This is a genomic window from Candidatus Eisenbacteria bacterium, from assembly GCA_020847735.1.
Taxonomy (GTDB): Bacteria; Eisenbacteria; RBG-16-71-46; order RBG-16-71-46; family RBG-16-71-46; genus CAIXRL01.
In genome coordinates, this window is sequence record JADLBL010000024.1 from 107,905 (window position 1) to 127,182 (window position 19,278).

Annotated in this window: 15 protein-coding genes and 1 pseudogene; 11 read left to right on the top strand and 5 right to left on the bottom strand. The window is 72.7% G+C overall.

Annotated features, from left to right (window positions below):
• From IT347_13660 to IT347_13680, 5 genes are all read left to right on the top strand, one after another.
• The gene (locus IT347_13660; protein MCC6350627.1) at positions 1-1,395 is read left to right on the top strand and encodes a UDP-N-acetylmuramate--L-alanine ligase; all 1,395 of its coding nucleotides are present in this window, start codon (positions 1-3) and stop codon (positions 1,393-1,395) included.
• Positions 1,392-2,222, top strand: coding sequence for an FtsQ-type POTRA domain-containing protein (locus tag IT347_13665; GenBank protein ID MCC6350628.1), 831 nt, complete (start codon positions 1,392-1,394; stop codon positions 2,220-2,222). The genes IT347_13660 and IT347_13665 overlap by 4 nt, the downstream gene beginning before the upstream one ends.
• A gap of 36 nt (positions 2,223-2,258) precedes the next feature.
• Positions 2,259-3,494, top strand: a complete 1,236-nt coding sequence (ftsA, locus tag IT347_13670; GenBank protein ID MCC6350629.1) for a cell division protein FtsA — start codon at positions 2,259-2,261, stop codon at positions 3,492-3,494.
• A 71-nt stretch (positions 3,495-3,565) separates the two neighbouring features.
• Positions 3,566-4,702, top strand: coding sequence for a cell division protein FtsZ (gene ftsZ / locus IT347_13675; GenBank protein ID MCC6350630.1), 1,137 nt, complete (start codon positions 3,566-3,568; stop codon positions 4,700-4,702).
• A gap of 4 nt (positions 4,703-4,706) precedes the next feature.
• A complete protein-coding gene (locus IT347_13680; protein MCC6350631.1) occupies positions 4,707-6,371 on the top strand; it encodes a tetratricopeptide repeat protein in 1,665 nt (554 codons plus the stop codon).
• Positions 6,372-6,459: 88 nt separating this feature from the next.
• On the opposite strand, the gene IT347_13685 is transcribed toward IT347_13680, so the two are convergent.
• The gene (locus IT347_13685) at positions 6,460-6,678 is read right to left on the bottom strand and encodes a 50S ribosomal protein L28 (GenBank protein ID MCC6350632.1); all 219 of its coding nucleotides are present in this window, start codon (positions 6,676-6,678) and stop codon (positions 6,460-6,462) included.
• Between the two features lie 181 nt (positions 6,679-6,859).
• Here IT347_13685 and recG point away from each other — a divergent pair, with 181 nt between their 5' ends.
• Both recG and IT347_13695 read left to right on the top strand, forming a co-directional pair.
• Positions 6,860-8,977 (top strand): ATP-dependent DNA helicase RecG, encoded by a 2,118-nt coding sequence (recG, locus tag IT347_13690; protein MCC6350633.1) that lies wholly within the window; start codon positions 6,860-6,862, stop codon positions 8,975-8,977.
• Positions 8,978-9,021: 44 nt separating this feature from the next.
• A complete protein-coding gene (locus IT347_13695) occupies positions 9,022-9,462 on the top strand; it encodes a zinc-ribbon domain-containing protein (GenBank protein MCC6350634.1) in 441 nt (146 codons plus the stop codon).
• Between the two features lie 14 nt (positions 9,463-9,476).
• Here IT347_13695 and IT347_13700 read toward each other — a convergent pair whose 3' ends face one another.
• Genes IT347_13700 through IT347_13710 form a run of 3 tightly spaced genes read right to left on the bottom strand, consistent with a single transcriptional unit; the run spans position 9,477 to position 12,785 of the window.
• Complete coding sequence (locus IT347_13700; GenBank protein MCC6350635.1) at positions 9,477-10,739, bottom strand: MFS transporter; 1,263 nt, start codon at positions 10,737-10,739, stop codon at positions 9,477-9,479.
• Positions 10,740-10,743: 4 nt separating this feature from the next.
• Positions 10,744-11,895: a glycosyltransferase family 4 protein gene (locus IT347_13705; GenBank protein MCC6350636.1), complete on the bottom strand. Its 1,152-nt coding sequence runs from the start codon at positions 11,893-11,895 to the stop codon at positions 10,744-10,746.
• Positions 11,892-12,785: a lysophospholipid acyltransferase family protein gene (locus IT347_13710; protein ID MCC6350637.1), complete on the bottom strand. Its 894-nt coding sequence runs from the start codon at positions 12,783-12,785 to the stop codon at positions 11,892-11,894. Before IT347_13710 ends, IT347_13705 begins: the two co-directional genes overlap by 4 nt.
• Positions 12,786-13,074: 289 nt before the next feature.
• On the opposite strand from IT347_13710, the gene IT347_13715 reads away from it, so the two are divergent.
• The 4 genes and pseudogenes from IT347_13715 to IT347_13730 all read left to right on the top strand — a co-directional run bounded on the left by IT347_13715 (position 13,075) and on the right by IT347_13730 (position 16,300).
• Positions 13,075-13,488, top strand: coding sequence for a hypothetical protein (locus IT347_13715; GenBank protein MCC6350638.1), 414 nt, complete (start codon positions 13,075-13,077; stop codon positions 13,486-13,488).
• Between the two features lie 310 nt (positions 13,489-13,798).
• Positions 13,799-14,371 (top strand): annotated as a pseudogene (locus IT347_13720) (GTPase domain-containing protein).
• A 645-nt stretch (positions 14,372-15,016) separates the two neighbouring features.
• Positions 15,017-15,478, top strand: coding sequence for a hypothetical protein (locus IT347_13725; protein MCC6350639.1), 462 nt, complete (start codon positions 15,017-15,019; stop codon positions 15,476-15,478).
• Between the two features lie 6 nt (positions 15,479-15,484).
• Complete coding sequence (locus IT347_13730; protein MCC6350640.1) at positions 15,485-16,300, top strand: tryptophan synthase subunit alpha; 816 nt, start codon at positions 15,485-15,487, stop codon at positions 16,298-16,300.
• Positions 16,301-16,586: 286 nt separating this feature from the next.
• Here IT347_13730 and IT347_13735 read toward each other — a convergent pair whose 3' ends face one another.
• Positions 16,587-19,088, bottom strand: a complete 2,502-nt coding sequence (locus IT347_13735; protein ID MCC6350641.1) for a SpoIIE family protein phosphatase — start codon at positions 19,086-19,088, stop codon at positions 16,587-16,589.
• Positions 19,089-19,278 lie beyond the last annotated feature (190 nt).

Here is a 19,278-nt window from a genome sequence, read left to right on the forward strand (position 1 = left end):
ATGTACGGGCGAACGCACCGCATCCATTTCATCGGCATCGGCGGCAGCGGCATGTCGGGCCTCGCCGAGGTGCTGCTCAACCTGGGGTACTCGGTCTCGGGCAGCGACCTCAAGACCACCGAGGTCACCGATCGCCTCGTGGCGCTCGGCGGGCGCGTCTTTCCGGGCCACGCCGCCGCGAACGTCGAGGGCGCGCAGGTCGTGGTCTTCTCGTCGGCGGTGCGCCCGGACAACCCCGAGCTGCTGGCCGCCCGCGCCGCGAACGTGCCGGTCATCGCACGCGCGGACATGCTCGCCGAGCTGATGCGCATGAAGTACGGCATCGCCGTCGGCGGCTCGCACGGCAAGACCACCACGACCTCGATGGTCGCCGCGGTGCTCGGACGCGGAGGCATGGACCCGACCATCGTCGTGGGCGGCCGGCTGCGGGCGGTCGGCGCGAACGCGCAGCTCGGCCACGGGCGCTTCATGGTCGCCGAGGCCGACGAAAGCGACGGCTCCTTCCTGCGCCTGGCGCCGGCGATCACGGTCGTGACCAACATCGACCGCGAACACCTCGACCACTACGCCGACCTCGCCGAGGTCCGGCAGGCGTTCGTGTACTTCGCCAACCGCGTCCCGTTCTACGGCGTCAGCGTGCTGTGCTCCGACGACGAGAACGTGCGCGGCATCCTGCCCGAGGTGAAGAAGCGCACGATCCTGTACGGCGTCCGCGAACCGGCGGAGGTGCGCGCGACGTCCATCGCGCTGTCCGGCCACGGCGCCCGCTTCGAGGTCGGGGCCGCCGGACGCGCGCTCGGCGCGATCGAGCTGCGGGTCCCCGGCCACCACAACGTGCTCAACGCGCTGGCCGCGGTCGCCGTCGGACTCGAGCTCGAGATCGGCTTCGGACACATCGCCGAGGCCCTCGCGGGCTTCCTCGGCGTCGGCCGTCGCTTCGAGACCCGCGGGGTGGCGGGCGACGTGCGCGTGATCGACGACTACGGGCACCACCCGACCGAGATCGCGGCGACGCTCGCGGCCGCGCGGCAGCTGGGCGGCCGCGTGCTGGTGATCTTCCAGCCGCACCGCTATTCGCGCACCGCGGCGCTGCGCGAGGAGTTCGGGCGCTGTTTCGGCGACGCCGACCGCGTCTGGGTGCTCGACGTCTATGGCGCGGGCGAGTCGCCGATCGAGGGCGTCGGCGGGTGCACGGTGGCGGACTCCGCGCGCGCGCAGGGCGCCGCGCACGTCGAGTACGCGCCCACCGGGGCCGAGGCCGCGCAGGCGGCGGCCCGCGAGGCGCGCTCCGGCGACACGGTGATCACGCTCGGCGCCGGCGACGTCTGGCGGCTGGCCGACGAGGTGCTCGCCCGGCTCGCGTCCGCCGCCCCGGCGCCGACGGGGCGTCCATGAGCACCTACCAGGGACGGGCGCTCGAACGGGCCCCGCGCCGGGAGCGGTCCGGGCCCTCGCGCTGGGGCCAGGTCCGGCGCGTGCTGCTGGCGATGGGCGCGCTCGCGCTGCTCGCGGTCGTGCCGTGGCGGGATCTCCGCCATCGCTACGCGGTGCTGACCCGGGTCACGGTCAGCGGGCTGCGCTACCTCGACGCCGCGCGCGTGCAGCGCGCGGCCGGACTCACCGAGGGCCAGGACCTGCTCTCGATCGACCTCGCGAAGGTGCGTGCCCGGATGCTCGCCGACCCGCGCATCGCGCGCGCCGAGGTGCGCCGCACGGGTCTGCGGGGAATCGAACTGCGGATCGCCGAGCGCGTGCCGGCGCTCGCGGTCGCGCACGGCGACCCGTGGGAAATCGACCGCGGCGGCGTGCTGCTCGCGCCGCTGCAGCGGGGCGTCGTCGCCGACGTGCCGATCCTCACCGGCGCCGATTTCTCCGCCTACACCCCGGGAACGAGGCTGCGCACCCCCGAGGTGCAAAGAGGCCTCGCGTGGGCCGAGGTTTTGAGCGACAATGCGCTCCGACTCGCGGGCCAGGTCTCCGAGGTGGACGTGTCCGGAGATCGCGTGACGCGCCTGGTGCTGATGAACGGCGTGTGCGTGATCGGCCGGGCCTGGCCACCGGACCTTCGTCAGCTTTCCGGGCTGCGGGCGACGCTCTCCGACCTCGAGGGCAAGGGACTCGAGCCCACCGAGGTGGACGTGCGGATTCCGGAGCAGATCATCGTGCGCGACGCGCGGGCAGGCTCCCTCGGGGGCGCCGTCCGACCCGGCGCCGACCTATAGAAGCACAGGGCACGCAGCCACGCGGGAGGGAACCCCATGGCCCAGGCGACAAGGACGTTCGTCGGTCTCGACATCGGCACCACCAAGATCAACTGCATCGTCGCCGAGCAGGCGTCCTCGGGCGAGGTGCGAATCGTCGGCGTCGGCAACGCGCCCAGCGAGGGACTGCGCCGCGGCGTCGTGGTGGAACTCGAAAAGACGATCACCAGCATCGGCCGGGCGGTGGAAGAGGCCGAGCGCATGGCCGGGACCGAGGTCAAGGGCGTCTACGCGGGCATCGCGGGTGACCACATCCGCAGCATCAACAGCCGTGGCGTGATCGCGGTCGCGCGCAAGGACAACGAGATCGCTTCCGCCGACGTCGAGCGCGTGGTCGAGGCGGCGAAGGCCATCGCCATCCCGATGGATCGCGAGATCATTCACGTGATCCCGCAGGAGTTCCTGGTGGACGACCAGGACGGGATCAAGGATCCGGTCGGCATGAGCGGGGTCCGGCTCGAGGCCGAGGTCCACATCATCACCGGCGCGGTGACCAGCGCGAAGAACATCTGCCGCGCCATCCAGCGCACGGGACTGAAGGTGCACGATCTGGTGCTCGAGCCGCTGGCATCGGCGCAGGCGGTGCTCGACGACGACGAGCGGGCGCTCGGCGTCGTGCTGCTCGACATCGGCGGCGGCACGACCGACGTGGCCGTCTTCCACGAGGGTTCGATCCGGCACACGGCGATCATCCCCTACGGCGGCGCCAGCGTGACGAGCGACATCGCCATCGGCCTGCGCACGCCCATCGACAAGGCCGAGACCCTCAAGCTCCAGTATGGCTCGGCGCTCGCCTCGCTCGTGCCCGCCGAGGAGCTGCTCGCCGTCGCCGGCGTGGGCGGTCGCACCGACCGCGAGATTTCGCGCCACGTGCTGGCCTCGATGATCGAGCCGCGAATGGAGGAGATCTTCGCCCTCGCCAACAAGGAAGTGCGCAAGAACCACTTCGCGGCCCTGCTCGGCGGCGGCGTCGTTCTGACCGGCGGCACCTCGCTGCTGCCCGGCATCGCCGAGCTGGCCGAGCAGGTCTTCGAGATGCCCGTGCGCCTCGGCACGCCGCGTGGCGTGGGCGGGCTGGCGGAGAACGTCGCCGACCCGCGCTTCTCGACCGGAGTCGGCCTCGTGCTGCACGCGGCCGCGCAGGCGGGCGGCAACGGCCTGTACTCCGACACCGCGAGCGCGAAGCCGAAGGCGCGATTCGACCTCTGGAACTGGTTCAGCAGTCGTTTCTAGCAGTCCATTCCCACCGGGCGAAAGCGGCCAGGACGGCCGTTCCGCCGGCACAAGGAGAGGTGCCCATGTCGATGTTCGAGCTCGAGATCGATCGGACGGCCGCCGCGAGGCTCAAGGTGATCGGGGTCGGCGGAGCCGGCGGCAACGCCGTCAACCGCATGATCGGCGCGGGGCTTCGCGGGGTGGAGTTCATCGCCGCGAACACCGACGTGCAGGCGCTCGGCGGTTCGCTCGCGGCCACGCGCGTTCAGCTCGGCGTGAACGCGACGCGCGGCCTCGGAGCGGGCGGCAATCCCGAGCAGGGCCGCGTCTCGGCCGAGGAGGACCAGCAGGCGATCGCCGACGTGCTCGCGGACTCGGACATGGTGTTCGTGACGGCGGGCATGGGCGGCGGCACCGGCACCGGGGCGGCGCCGGTCGTCGCGCGCATCGCACGTCAGGCCGGCGCGCTCACGGTCGGCGTCGTCACGCGGCCGTTCTCGTTCGAGGGCCGGCGGCGCATGCGCCAGGCAGAGGAGGGGCTCGAGGAGCTGCGTGCCGAAGTGGACACGCTGCTGGTGATCCCGAACGAGCGTCTGCTGGCGGTCGTCGAGCGCGGCACGCCGCTCTCGGAGGCGTTCGGCATCGCCGACGACGTGCTGCTCAAGGCGACCAAGGGCATCGCCGACCTGGTCACCGTTCCGGGCCTCGTCAACGTGGACTTCGCCGACGTCAAGAGCATCATGGCGTCCCGCGGAAACGCGCTCATGGGGACGGGCCGCGCGACGGGCGACAACCGCGCGATCGCGGCCGCCAGCGCCGCGGTCTCGAGCCCGCTGCTCGAGGACGTCTCGATTCACGGGGCCGAGGGCGTGCTGCTCAACATCACGGGCGGCCGCGACCTGAGCCTGCACGAGGTCAACGAGGCTTCGAAGGTCGTGACCGAGGCCGCAGGCGAGGACGCGAACATCATTTTCGGCGCGGTGATCGACCCGGGTCTGGACGGCGAGATCCTGGTGACCGTGGTCGCGACCGGTTTCGGTGTGTCCACGCCGTCCCTGCGGATGGTGGACCGGCCGGCGCGCCAGAAGGTCGCGAACGCCGAGGACGAAGCCAGCTACGCCGAGCCCGCCTGGAAGCGGCGCGAGGCGCGCGGGCAGTGGGGCCGGGGCAACGGCAACGGCTCGTCGCTCGAGGTGCCGACGTTCCTGCGACGCCAGATGGACTGAGCCGATGCGGTTCCTGTCCTCACTGGTCAAGTGGGGGCACACGCGGCACTACAACGCGGGCATTCTCCATTTCAATCGGGGGGAGTTCGCGCGGGCCGTCGAGTGCTTCGACGCGGTGCTGCGCGAGGTGCGCGACCCGAACGACCCCGATCACTGCCTGGCGCGCGTCCACGCGGCCGAGGCGCGCGGCAACCTCGGCCTCGCGCATTTTCACGCCGGAGACTACGCGCGGGCCGAGGCGGAGTTCACGCGCGCCCTCGAGGAGAACCCGACCTTCCCCGACCTGCGTTACTACCGGGCCCGCATCTACGAGCGCTCGGGCCGGGTGAACGAAGCCATCGCCGATCTCGAGCTGGCGCTGGCCGACCACCCGCACTACGTCGAGGCTCACCTGCTGCTGGCCGTCTGCCTCGGCCTCAGGGGGGACCGGGAGCGCTCGGCCGCCGAACTCGGGGAGGCGCTGGAACTGGGATTCGACGCGCCGGAGTGGGTGACCCCGGCGGTCTCGCGCGACTGGACCGCCGAGCAGTGGCGTCGCCTGCTGCAATCGGGGGCCCCGGGCGCCGGTGAACCGCCGGCGGGTCGGCCGCTCGACCGGGCGCTCGCCCGCGAGCAGGAGGGCGATCTGGCGGGGGCGATCGCCGAACTGCGGCGCGCGGTGGGAGACCGGCCCGGATACGCCGACCTGCGCTGCCGGCTGGCCGGACTGCTGCTCGAAGCGGGGCACGTGGACGAGGCGCTCGAACACCTTCGCGTCGCGCTCGAGTTGAACCCGCGCTACCTCGAGGCGCGCCTGCTCGGCGCGCGGCTCGAGCTCGAGCGCGGCCGCGCCGGTGCGGCCGAGGCTCACGTCGAGGCCGCGCTCGAGGCGCACCCGCAGTATCCGGACCTGCATTTCTGGCTCGGCCTCGCGCGCTTCCGCGGCGGCGACTTCGAGGGCGCGGCGGCGGCGCTCGAACGAGCGCTCGAGATGAACCGGCAGTTCGCGCGCGCCAGCCGGCTGCTCGGACTCGTCTACCATTCGCTCGGCCGCTACGACGACGCGCTGCGGGCGCTGCGCCGCGGGCTGACGCGCGACCGCGAAGTCCCGCTGAACGCCCTGCTCGACGCGCAGCTGCGCATGGAGGGCGGCGACGCGGAGGGCGCCGAGGCCGCGCTGCTGCGCACGCTGGCCGTGCATCCGGGCTACCCCGACCTGCACCTGCTGCTCGCCCGCATTCGCCGGGCGCAGGGCCGCCTCGAGGAGGCCGCGCAGGCCTATCAGAAGGCGCTCGAGCTGCAGCCCGGCTACGGCGCGCCGGCGCTCGAGCTGGGCGGTCTGTGGCTCGAGACCGGGCGCCTCGGGCCCGCCGAGACGACCCTGGCCGCCGTCGCCGAGGCGCACCCGCTCTGGGCGGACGCGCACGCGCTGCTCGGCAGAGTGCGGCTGATGCGTGGCGACGTGGCCGGTGCCGAGGTCCCGTTGCGCGCGGCGCTGGCGATCAACCCCGGTTTCGCCGCGGCCCGGGCCGACCTGGGGTGGACGCTGCTGCGCGCGGCGCGACCGGCGGAGGCCGATGAGCAGTTCGCGCTGGCCCTCGAGATGGACCCGCTCGTCGCCCTGCCGCGCCAGCAACTCGCCTGGCGCGAGTGGCTCGTCGCCCGGCGCGAGGACGCCGCCCGAGTGTGAGCGGCGCCCGCCCGCCGGCGGAAGCCCGGGACGTGAACCGGCCCGGCCCCCTTCGCGGGAGCCGGGCCGGTTCGCGGGCCGGGTGGGTTCAGGCGGTCGGCAGCGCCAGCGCGCGGCCGCGAACGGCCTTCTCGATCTTGCCGCCGCGGATGCAGCGCGTGCAGACGACGACCTTCTTCGCACGGCCTTCGACGAGCGCCCGCACGGACTGCAGGTTCGCGTTGAACGTGCGCTTGGTCTTGTTGTTCGCGTGGCTGACGTTCTGGCCGGCCATGCGGCCCTTGCCGCACACGAAGCACTTCGCCATGGGAATCTCCTGAAAGCGTTCGCCGCGCCCCGGACCGGTGGATCTCCTTCCGCGGGGCAAGCGGAACCGAAAGAGGACGCGGGACTATAGGGGAGGGCGGGTGCGGCTGGCAAGCCGGCGTCCGGGACGGGCCCGTCCGGTGACAGCGCACGCGCGCGCGGCGTAAGGTGACTCCCGAGCCATGACCGCGTCCCGCACGCCGCCGTCCGCCAGCGCGAGCCGCCCGCGCCTCGAGCCGTCCACCCGCATCCAGTTCCTGCCCGGGGTCGGTCCGGTCCGCGCGCGGGCGTACGAGCGGCTGCGGCTCGTCACGCTCGAGCATCTGGCGCGCCACTACCCGCGGGACTGGCTGGACGCGAGCCACTTCGCCCTCGTCAAGGACCTCGTCCCGGGGCAGCTCATGACCGTCGTGGGCGAGGTGAAGCGGGCGGCGGCGCTGCGCACCCGCGGGGGACGCGGCGACTTCGTCGCGACGATCTCCGACGGCACCGGCACGCTCGGCTGCTACTTCTTCGGGCAGGCCTTCCTCGCGCGCACGCTCGTACCCGGCACGCGCGTGGTCGTGAGCGGCGAGTTCGACCCCGTGGAACGGCGCATGCAGAACCCGATGTTCGAGGTCGAGGGCGAGGATCTCGCGACGCTGCTGCACGCCGGACGGCGGGTGCCCGTGCACGGGCTCGGGCGGGGGATCACCGCGCACGGCATGCGCACCGCGGTGAGCCGCGCGCTCGAGGCGGTGGCGGACACGATTCCCGACCCGGTGCCCGCGGCGGTCGCCGCCGCGCACCGGCTCGGCCCTCTCGGCGCCGCGCTGCGCGCGATTCACTTTCCGGGGAGCCTGGCGGAGCTCGAGGCCGCACGCCGCCGTCTCGCCTTCGAGGAGCTGTTCGAGCTGCAGATGGTCATGGAGCTGCGCCGGCACGTGATTTCGCAGGAGGGCCGCGGCCTGGCGATGACGTCCTCGGGCGGACTCGCCCGTGAAGTCGAGGCGGCGCTGCCGTTCACGCTCACCGAGGACCAGCGTGGTGCGATCGCCGACGTCGCGGCCGACCTCGCGCGCACGCGGCCGATGCACCGGCTGGTCGTGGGCGACGTCGGCAGCGGCAAGACCGCGGTCGCGCTGCTGGCGGCCGCGCACGCGATCGAGACCGCCCATCAGGTCGCGTTCATGGCTCCGACCGAGGTGCTCGCGCGCCAGCATGCGACGACGCTCGGGCGCCTGAGGCGGGGCACGCGGCTCGAGGTCGCCACGCTCACCGGCTCGACCCCGGCGACGCAGCGACGGCTGCTGCAGGCGCGGCTGCTGGCGGGCGAGCCGCTGCTGCTGGTCGGCACCCACGCGCTGCTCGAGAAGAAGCTGCAGATGCCGAAGCTCGGGCTCGCGATCGTGGACGAGCAGCACCGCTTCGGGGTGAGGCACCGCGCGACGCTGGCGAGCAAGGGCGTGCTGCCGCACGTGCTGGTGCTGACCGCGACGCCGATCCCGCGCACGCTGCAGCTCGCCTGCTACGGCGATCTCGACGTGAGCCTGCTGCGGACGCGGCCCGCCGGGCGCGGCCGCCGGGTCACGCGCGTGACCGACGAGGGGAAGTTGCCGCAGGTGATCGAGTTCATGGCCCGCGAACTGGCCGCCGGCCGGCAGGCCTACGTCGTCGTGTCCGCGATCGAGGAGGGCGCTCGGGCCGAGATCCGGGCGGCCGAATCGGAAGTCGAGAGCCTGCGGGCGCAGCCGCTGCTCTCCCGCTGGCGCATCGGCCTGCTGCACGGACGGCTCAGGACCGAGGAGAAGCTCGCCGTGATGGACGCGTTCCAGAAGGGCGAGCTGCACGTCCTGGTCGCCACCACCGTGATCGAGGTCGGCGTGGACGTGCCGAACGCGACGCTCATGGTCGTGCAGAACGCCGAACGCTTCGGGCTGACGCAGCTCCACCAGCTGCGCGGCCGGGTCGGTCGAGGCGAGCACCGCTCGGTCTGCGTGTTCGTGGCCGGCCGCGCGGTGCCCGCGAGCGGGCGGGAGCGGCTGGCGGTGATGGCGGGCACCGACGACGGCTTCGAGCTGGCCGAGGCGGACCTGCGCATGCGCGGCCCGGGCGACTTGTGGGGCACGCGCCAGGCCGGGCTGCCCAGTCTGAAGGTGGCCGACCCCTGGCGCGATGTGTCACTGCTGTACGAGGCCCGCGAGGCCGCACAGGCGGTGGTGGCCGCCGACCCGCGTCTCGCCGACCCGGCGCACGCGGCGCTGCGCGCGGCTCTGGTCGCGAACTACCGCGAACCGCTCGAGCTGGCGCTGGTCGGTTGAAGCGCGCGTCGGCCGCGGGCGCCTCGGGTGATAGCATCGCCGCCGTGAGCCGCGAACTCATCGTTCACTGCCCCGCGTGCGCGACCGGTTACCGGCTGCCGCGCGGGTTGCTGGGACCGCTCGGCGCGCGCGTGACCTGCCCGGCCTGCCGTCAGCGATTCGAGCTGGACGCGGCGGGGGAGCCCGCGGATCGGCGCCCCGGCGTGGCTCCCTCTCGCCGGAGTCCGCCCCCGAACGGTCCCGGGCGGGCCGGGCAGGCCATGGCCGCGGACATTCTCGAAACGCTCGAGCGGCGCCGCGGGCCGGAACTGGCGCGGTCGGCCCGCGAGCGGCGGCTGTTTCGCGATCACGGGCCCGAGCTTCTCGAGGCGTACGACCAGTTCCGCCGGGCGGCGGGCGGGCAGGCGAACGCGCTGGCCTTCCGCGAGGAACTGCGGCGCCGCTGGCGCGTCGATCTCGACCCGGCCGTGCAGGATCGCGCCTGAGTCGGCGCGCCGGCTCAATCCGGCACGGCGGGCGCGGGTAACGGGCGGCGGCCGTACGCGATCGTGAGCGCGCCGGAACCGGCGATGACTCCCGCCGCGATGAGCAGCGCCGCCGAGGTGCCGAGCAGCGGCGTGACCGCGGCGGCGGCCCAGATCGCGACCTGGTTGATCCCCCGCATCGCGAAGTCGCGCAGGCTGAAAACGCGGCCCCGCTGGCGCAGGTCGGTGCCCTCCTGCAGCAGCGTCTCGGTCAGCACGAAGGCCGGAGCGGCGCACAGGCCGATGAGGAAGCCGGCGATGGCGAACACCGCGAACCGGGTCGTGACCGCCATCGCGACCAGGAATCCGCCGGCCGCGAGCAGGCCGCCTCCCAGCAGCAGTGCACGCGGCAGCGACCGGCCCCGGGCGTTGACCCACCAGGTCCCGAGCGCAGCGCCGATCGCGAATGCGACCATCAGCAGCGACAGGCGCTGCGTGCCGGGAATGCTGGCGACGCGCTGGATGTGCTGGATGCCCGCGACCTGCAGGAAGCCGCCGCCCGCCCAGACGGCGCCGAGCGCGATCAGCGCGAGCCCGACCGGCCGGCTGCGCCGGACCACCGAGAAGCCTTCGAGGACCTCGTGCAGGTAGTTGGCCGGGCCGCCCGCCTGCGCGTGGGGGCGCGGCCGGCCGCGGTAACGGATCAGGGCCAGCGAACCGACCGAGACGAGGTAGGTCGCGGCGTTCACCCACATGACCGCGGTCCAGCCCCAGTGGTCCACGAGCCATCCGCCGGCGAGCGCGCCGACGCCGGTGGCGACGATGCCGGCCACCGAGAGCAGTGTGTTCGCCGCCAGCAGCCGGTCGGGGGCGACGATCTCCGGCGTCATCGCGCTCTTGGCGGGCAGGAAGAAGACGTTGCAGGTGAACAGCAGGAAGACGACGGTGAAGACGACGGATACCGAGTGCGTCGCCGCGTAGCCGAGCGGGATCGCGGCGACGAGCAGCGCCCGCAGCGAATCGGAGACGAGCAGCGTCCGACGCAGGTTCCAGCGGTCCACCCAGGGCCCGGCGAACGGGGCGAACAGCAGGACGGGCAGCAGCATCACGGTGCCGAGAACGCCCAGCAGGACGCTCGAGTGCCGCAGGTCCGCGAACGCGCGCGTGTGCTCGAGCAGCAGCCCGTTCAGCGCCAGAAAGTTCAGCCGCTCGCCGAGGATCGAGATCAGCTGGCCCCACCACAGGGAGGCGAAATCGCGCTGCGCGAGCAGCGGCCGCCGGTCCGCCGCCCCGTTCATGCGTTCAGGCGGCGGAGTGGCCGGACAGGCGCGCCCGCCGGTGCCCGACGGCATCGCGATAGACCGCCTCGATGCGGTCCACCACGCGTGGCCAGGCGAAGTCCAGCGACCGCCGGCGGCCCGCCTCGGCGAGTCGTCCGCGTCGTTCCGGATCGTCCACGAGCTGCGCGAGCGTGCGGGCCAGGGCGCGCACGTCGCCCGGCGGAAACGTCGCGGCGTCCCGCCCGGGCGTCACGACGCAGCGGTAACCCGGGATGTCCGAGCAGGCGACCGCCCTGCCGGAGGCCATCGCCTCGGCGAGCACGATGCCGAAGCTCTCGTTGCCGGTGGCCGGCGAGCAGAACACGTCGCCCGTCGCGTACCAGCGCGGCAGATCGGCGCTCGGCACGTGTCCGAGGAAATGAACGTGCCGCCGGGCCGCCGACGAGACCTGGGCCTCGATCTGCGGGCGCAGGTAGGAATCGCCGACGACCAGCAGTCGCGCCCGGCCGTCCGTGCGCTCGAGCACCTCGGGCATGGCGGCGATGAGATCGGAGACGCCCTTGCGGGGGTCGAGCCTGCCGACGAACAGGATGTTCACGGTCCCCGGCTCGCGCCACTGCGGAAACGGCGCCGCCAGCGGGTGGAACCGCTCGACATCCACGCCGTTCGGGATGACTTCGTAGGTTCCCGGGTAATAGATCTCGGCGGTCGCCTTCGCGGTCTCGGAGACCGCGATCCGCCCGTCGAGTCGCGCGGTCACGCGCGAGAGCACGGGCTGGAAGAGATCCTGCAGCGTCGTCCGCCCGCCGGTCGAATGGAAGGTTCCGACCAGCGGGCGATCGCAGACCTGGATCGCGAAGACCGGCAGGGTGGGCGCGGTCGGGCAGTGGACGTGGACGACGTCCAGGTCGAGCTCGCGCATGGCGCGCCGGAGCTGGCCCTTGAGCCCCCAGCCGACGGTGAAGTCCACGACCGCGCGGTTGAAGGGAATGAGGATGTTGTAACCGATCCGGCGCACACCGGCCGCTTCGCCGCCCTCGCCGGCGCGGAAGCGGCTCGTCAGGATCGTGACCTCGTGCCCGCGGCGCCGCAACTCGCTCGCCAGCGCGTGGACGTGCTCGGTGACGCCGCCATAGCGCGGGTAGTACGACTGCGAGACGATGCCGATCCTCACGCCTCGACTCTCCTCGCGCCCCCGGCGTGCTCGGCGGCTCCCCCGGGGGCGGGTTCCCACATCGGCCGGAAGATGCACCACTGGTCGAGGTGCTCGCGGATGTGACGTTCGATCGTCGTCGCGACCGCCTGGTTGAGCTCGGCGGTCGAAGCGCAGGCCGCCGGGTCGAGGGGCTTCTCCATGACCATGCGGAAGCGACCGGGCGAAAGCCGTTCGCAGTAGCCGCAGATCACCTGCGCGCCGGTGCGCTGGGCGAGCACGCCGGGACCGGCCGGGAACCGGTAGGGGCGGCCGAAGAACTCGACGTCCACGCCGTGCTGGTAGATGTCGCCGTCCACCACCAGCGCGACCGGGTCGTTGTGCTCGAGCGCGCGCAGCAGCTTGCGAAATCCGTCCTCGGGCGAAACCGTCACGATGCTCAGCTCCGACTTGGTCTCGCGGACGGCGCCCGTGAGCCAGCGGCCGAGCTGGACCCCGGCCACCGCGTGGAGCGCGTAGCCGAACTGGGCGATCATCACTCCGGCCAGCTCCCAGTTGCCGATGTGCGAGGAGGCGAGGATGACGCCGCGGCCGCGGGCCAGCGCGGCCTCGAGATGCTCGCGGCCCTCGACCTCGACCGACGCGAGCAGCTGGGCGCGGGACAGGTGGGGCAGGCGGAAGAACTCGTACATCATCCGGTTGTAGCTGCGCATCATGCGGCGGGCGATCCGGACGCGGTCGCGCCGGCCGGCCCTCGGCATGGTGACGGCGAGGTTGGCCAGCGCCGCATGCCGACGGGCGGGGAAAAACCGGAAATGCACCTCCGTCAGCAGGTCGGCGAACAGATAGCCCAGCCAGGCCGGCATACCGGAAATGAGCGCTGTCAGCGAGCCGTAGACGAGTCGGGACATTCCTTGGCCTCAGGATCCTCGGCCCGGTGCGGACGCGAGGGGCGGGGGGGAGCCGAACCGGCCTGGCCGGTGACCGCCCGACCGTAGGTGGACCTCTCCGGGAGTGTCAAGCACCCGGCCCGGTCCCCGCGCCGGGCCGATTCGCCGCCCCGCGCAGCCGGTACTCTCGGCTGGCAGTCGCGGAACGGCCCGGGCTAGGATGCGCCTGGCTGCAGGGACGCCGCAGCGCCTTCACGCCGGCCCCGGAACGGTCTGGCCGGCGCGGGCGCCCGTTTCGCGAGGAGGGGACATGTCGAGCCAGAAGCTCGTGCGCTGTGAGTTGATCCGCAAGGACACCGGCAATGCCCAGGTGCGCTTCGTCCCGCTCGAGATTTTCGGCCTCTGGGAGCACCTCATGAAGTCCCGGCACGCCTTCGAGGTGGTGCGGCCGCGGGCCTCGCTGTGGCTCGACATGGAGGACTCGCCGGACGCCGCCTATTCGGCCAACCAGTACGAGCGGGTGACCGAGGTCACGGCGTTCATCTACTCGGAGCACGACGAGATGTTCACGCGGGCGCGGCGTTATTTCCCGAGCGGTGAGGCCGAGGATCTCAAGGAGATCTTCCTGTCCCACTACGCCTCGCCCGAGGGCCGCATCCAGACCCAGGTTCACGAGCGTCCGGGCATCTGGATTCACCGCGAGGCCGTCGCCGCCCCGGCCTGAGTTCCCGGCCCCGTTCCCCTCCACGCGACGCCGTCGGGCGGCCGCCGGGCGCTTTCCCGGGCCGGCCCAGAAAAAGCGTGAAGCCCCTGCCGGGCCCCGCCGATACCGGTCGCGAAGCTGGACAGGAATCGTCGCTCGCCATCGTCGAGCGCGCGAGGCGACCGGCACGATGCCGGACCGCAGGTGGCGACCCCATCCGAAGACGGAACTCGTTTCGGCTTCCTCGAAGGCCCCGTGGAGAAAGGGCGGCAAGGGGCTCCATGGGACTCCCTCGCGACAGGGTGGGGTCACTACAAGGAGGACATGAACCGTGGTCGTCGTGAGCTATTCAGGCAAGGAGATCAACGCCAAGCTGGTGTATTACGGCGCCGGCCTGTGCGGTAAGACCACGAATCTCGAAGCCATCTACGAGGCCGTGCCCGACACGAGCCGAGGCAAGATGGTCAGCATGAAGACGCAGTCCGACCGGACGCTCTTCTTCGACCTGCTCCCGCTCGACCTGGGCGAGATCATGGGCTTCAAGACCCGGTTCCTCCTTTACACGGTCCCCGGCCAGGTGTTCTACAACGCGACGCGCAAGCTCGTGCTGAAGGGCGCGGACGCGATCGTCTTCGTCGTGGACTCCGAAGTCGGCAAGATGGAGGAGAACAAGGAGTCGCTCGCCAACCTGCGGGCCAACCTCGGCGAATACAACATCAGCCTCGACTCGCTTCCGTGGGTCATGCAGTACAACAAGCGCGACCTGCCCAACATCTATTCGATCGACGAGCTGAACGCCGAGCTCAATCCGGGCGGCAAGGTTCCGTTCTTCGAAGGCGTGGCGCGCGAGGGCAAGGGCGTTTTCGAGACCTTCCGGGGCATCTCGCACCTGCTCATGGAAAAGGTGACCAAGGACCTGCGCCGCTCGCCCGGAGGCCGCACCGCGCCCGCCGAGCCGGCCGAGACGCACCCGCCGCGCGAGAGCGTGCGCGCGAGCGCGCCGCCCCCCGCGCCGGCCCACGTCATCCAGCACGAAGCTCAGTCGACGCCGGCGCCCCTGGACGGCGGTGACGCCGCGCGCATCGACTACGGCCGCGAGATCGAGTTGCCCGGGAGGCAGCCCGCGGCGGCGCGCGCCGCCGAACCCGTCGGCGCCCGCGCGAGCGAGCCCGCGCCGATCAAACCGACGCCGACCGGCGCCGGCCCCTCGATGTCCATGCAGATCCCCGCGGCTTTGCGCAATCCGGCGCCCGCCGTGGCGGCCTCGCCCGCGCCCGCGCGCGCGACGGCGACGGAACCCGCCCCCGCGCCGGTGGTGGCGGCATCGCCCGCGGCGCCCGCATCGCCCGCTCCGCAGGCCACCCGGCTCGTGGTGCCGGTCTCGATCGCCCGGGGCGGCACGTACGAGATCGTGATCAAGCTCCAGGTGGGGGACGAAAGCTGACCTGCTGTTGACACGAGATGAACCTGGAACCCGCGCCGTCCCCAATCGTCCGTTGACTTGGGCCGCGCGGGTTTCTAGTTTCCTCCTGGAACGGAGGTCCACCTCATGATGCGTCGCGCCTGCTTCGCCGCCCTGTTCGTCGCTTGCATGGCCGTCACCGCCCACTCGGGAACGCTGTTCGATCCGGAGGCCGTCGGCTTCACGCCCAGGGTCCCTGTCAGCGCGCTGGCGCGACCCGCGGCGTGGTTCGATCCCGCGCGGTTGCACATGAGCAGCACGATCGCGGTCGGCTCCGGCTGGGGGACGACGAGCGCTCTGCAGACGACCAGTTTCCTCTACCAGTTCCGCGCGCCGGTCACGATGGCCGTGACCCTCGGCAACGAGTTGGGCACCGGCGGCGCGGGCCGCGGCGCGTCCTTCTTCCTGCAGGGGCTCGACCTGAGCTGGAAGCCGAGCGGAAACTCGATGATCCGGCTCCAGTTCCAGGACCTGCGTTCGCCGTTGCAGTACGGCCACGGCTACGGCAACGGCAGCTACGGCTTCGGGAATCCGTACCTGGGCTGGTGAGCCCGCGTGAGTGATTCACGCCTGCGGGCCGCGTTCGCCGCCCGCGCCGGCCGCACCGGATTCATTCCGTTCGTCACCGCCGGCTATCCGTCCCTCGACGACACGTTCGAGATGCTTCGCGCCTTCGAGCACGAGGGCGCGCTGGCCGCCGAGGTCGGCATCCCGTTCTCCGACCCGATCGCGGACGGTCCCGAGATCCAGCGCGCCTCGGAATGGGCGCTGCGCGCCGGCGTCACGACCGGAGCCATCTTCGAGATGCTGGCGCGCTTCCGCGCCGCCTCGTCGCTCCCGCTCGTGGTGATGACCTACGCGAACCCGGTCGTGCGCGCGGGAGTCGCGTCGTTCGCGGCGCGCGCGAAGGCCGCCGGCGTGGACGGCGTGATCGTTTCGGATCTGCCGCCCGACGAGGCCCCGGAGTGGTGGAACGAGTTCGATCGTGCCGGGCTCGAGACCATCGTGCTGGTCGCGCCCACGACCGACGACGCCCGGCTGCCGATGCTGCTCGCGCGCAGCCGCGCCTTCATCTATTGCCTCGCGCGCACGGGCGTGACGGGACGTGGGGAGGGCTGGTCGGGCTCGATTCCGGAAAGGATCGCGCAACTCCGGCGTCACAGTCCGCTGCCGGTCGCGGTCGGATTCGGCATCTCGAGCGGCGAAGACGCAACTCGCCTGCGAGGGCAGGCCGACGCGGTCGTCGTCGGAGCGGCGTTCATGCGGCGCGTCGCCGAGGACCCCGCGCGCGGAGCGGTGCAACGCGTCGCGATGCTGGCCCGCGAACTCGCGGATGCGCTTAGCGACGGGAATCACACTCCGGAAGCCTGAGTCCGGAAGCCTGAGTCCGGAGGCCCGAGTCCGCCCCGAACTTCCGGCGTCCACCCGGTGAACGGCGTGGGCGAGCGGCTCCCTGCGGACGGCGCCCGGGAGCCGCTTCCCGGTCAGTGATTCAGCGCCTGATCCACCACAGCAGGTCCAGCAGGACCATCACAAGCCCGACGTCCACGGTGCACCTCCGACTTCGAGGGCTCGCGACTTCCGTCGCGAGGTCAACCGTCGCGATCGGCCGCCCGTGGGTTGGCGACACGGGCGGGGGAGACGGCATCCTGTCGTCTCACCGCGTCGTATCGGCAGCCTCGAGGACGGAGTTGAGGGTGGAGTGGCCGGGCCGACTCCGGGCGGCGGGCCGGGAAACCTGCTTGAGGACCACCAGGGTCAGGTCGTCCAGGGGCTCGTCGGCCCACGCACGGACGGCCGCGAGCAGCTCCTCGACCAGGTCCGGGGCGCGCCGATGAGCGTGTCGGTCGAGGACCGCCTGAACGCCTTCGGGGCCGAACAGCCGGCCGCCGCGCGAGGCCTCCGTGAGGCCGTCGGTGTAGAACAACAGCACGTCGCCGGCGTCCAGTTCGACCGGGACGGTCGGGTAGGAGGCGCCCTGCCCCACGCCGAGCAGCAGCCCGCTCTCGCGCAGCTCCTGGGTCCGCCCCGTGGCCGCGCGCCGCACCAGCGGCGGCGTCAGGCCGGCGTTGGCGAAGCGCACGACCGCGCGGCTCACCTCCACGCGCGCGCACAGCAGCCCCATGAAGCGGTCCGGCTGCTCGTGCGCGAGCAGGTCGCGGTTGAGCGCCTCGAGCAACTCTCCCGGCGGCTGCAGCCCGCGCGCGAGGTCACGAAAACGCGACTGCACCCCCGCGAGCACCAGGGCCGCGGGGACCCCATGCCCGGCGGCGTCGCCGACCGCGAGGACGAAGTCGCGCGCTCCGGTCTCGACGAAGTCGTAGTAGTCGCCGCCCACGGACTCCATGGCCAGCGTCACCGCCGCGCAGTCGAGCGTCGGGTAGACCGGAGTCCGCCGGGGCAGTCGGTGCGCCTGCACGTGCCGGGCCTCGCGCAGTTCGCGCGCCACCGACGCGTGATGGCGCGCCTCCCGCCGCAGCTCCGAGTTCTCGAGCGCCACGCCGAGGTGATGGGCGAGGCGCTCGAGGTCGCGCGCCTCGGCGCGATCGAGCCACGCACCCGCGACGCGGCGGCCCAGCAACAGCACGGCCGCGACCGGCGCGCCGGGGATCGCGAGCGTCCAGCGCACCCCCGCCGACTCCAGCGCCTCGCGGTCCGTCGCCGCCAGCCCGGAATCGCTCAGCGCGCACGCGCCGGCCTGCCGGGACATCGCCTCGAGCAGGCCGGGTCCGAGTGCCTGGGGCAGGCCCTGTGCCTCCACGCCCGCTCCCGAGAGCGCCGCCACGCGCAACTCCCGGCCCTCGACCGCGAGCGCGCCGCAACCGTCGAGTCGCAGCGCCTGGCGGATGCTCTCGCAGGCCTCCTGCAGCATCGCCCCGGGGCCCTCGGCGCGCGCCGCCGCCGCGGCCGGCGCCCAGGCCGCGAGCGAGACCTCGCCGGCGATCGGCACGACCCGCACGCCGAGGGCCGCGAAGCGTGTGCGCGTGGGACCCGCGAGCGCCGCGACGAGGACGAAGCAGGCGAGCGACACACCCGAGACGTCGCGGCCGAGCGCCGGCCACCAGGACGCCGCCATCCATTCGCCCGCGGCGTAGGTCGCGAACCCGAGCGCCGCGACGATCGCGAGCGTGACCACCGCGCGCAGCGCGACCCGGAAGTCGAACAGGCGATGGATCGAGATCGCCCACGCGAACGAGGCCGGAACGAAGAGTGTCGAGGCGACGACCAGCCGGTCCCCCGGCAGCGCCGAGCCGGGGGCGAGGTTTCGCCAGGCGATGATCGCGGCGAAGGGCGCGGCGCCGAGCACCGTGCCGAAGAACGCGACGCGCAGCCGTCGCCGCGCGTCCGGATCCCGGGTGCGGGCGAACGAGGTCGCGAACAGCACCAGCCCGCCGAGCATGCCCGCGGTGAACAGCGCCACGTGCGCGTCCTCGAGCGCGACGAGCGCTCCGCGCCACCGGCCGGCGCCCCACTCGGTCTCGGCGACCACCGCGATGAGCGAAAGCAGCAGCGCGGTCGCCAGCACGTAACCCGCGCGCACGAACGCGCGGGCGCGCGGTCGCGGCGCGGGATTCGGGAACAGCGCGAAGAAATGCAGGAACAGGATCGCGACGTAGATCTGCGCCGCGAGGACGCTGAGGTCGTAGACCACCTGCCAACCGCCGGACGGAAGCCATGGCGCGGGCGCGAGCATCGCCGCGAACGCCAGCCCGAGGAGCAGGAAGACCCGCGTCAGGTGGTCGCGCCGCTCGCTCCAGACCCAGCCGGCGAGCAGCACGAACACGGAGGCGATGGCGAGCAGAAAAGCCCGGTAGCGTCGCTCACCGTCGGGCAAAGGCTCGGGCGCGAGCCACACCCGCGCGAGGTCGCCGCCGCGCTCGCGCCGGAGCGCCAGCGGGACCCCCGGCGAGGCGCCACGCAGGGGGTCGGCGTCCAGCAGGCTGAGCGGCGGCGCGCCCGGCGCCGGGAAGACGCTGTCCCCGCTCCGCAGTCCGGCGCGAGCCCCCGGGCTGCCGGGCTCGACCGCGGCCACCCGCTCGCCCTGCAGGGAAAGGCCCGTGTAGGCGTGACGGGAGAGCGTCAGGGCCGAGACCACGAGGGCCACGGTGGCGGGAAGCATCAGCCACGTCAGCAGGCGATTGGCCAGCCCACGATCCATCGTTCGGCCGTCCCTCCGGTCAGAGAACGAACGGGAAGCTAGCAGCGGAAGGGGGGGCGACCAAGCCCACATCGTGCTTGGTGGGGCCGCAGCCGGAAGGTATTCTGGGTCAAGTCCCATTCCCGCCATGCCGATAGGCACTGCGTCGGTAGGACAGTGCCGCATGGTCGCGGTGCGGTTGAGCGGAGGC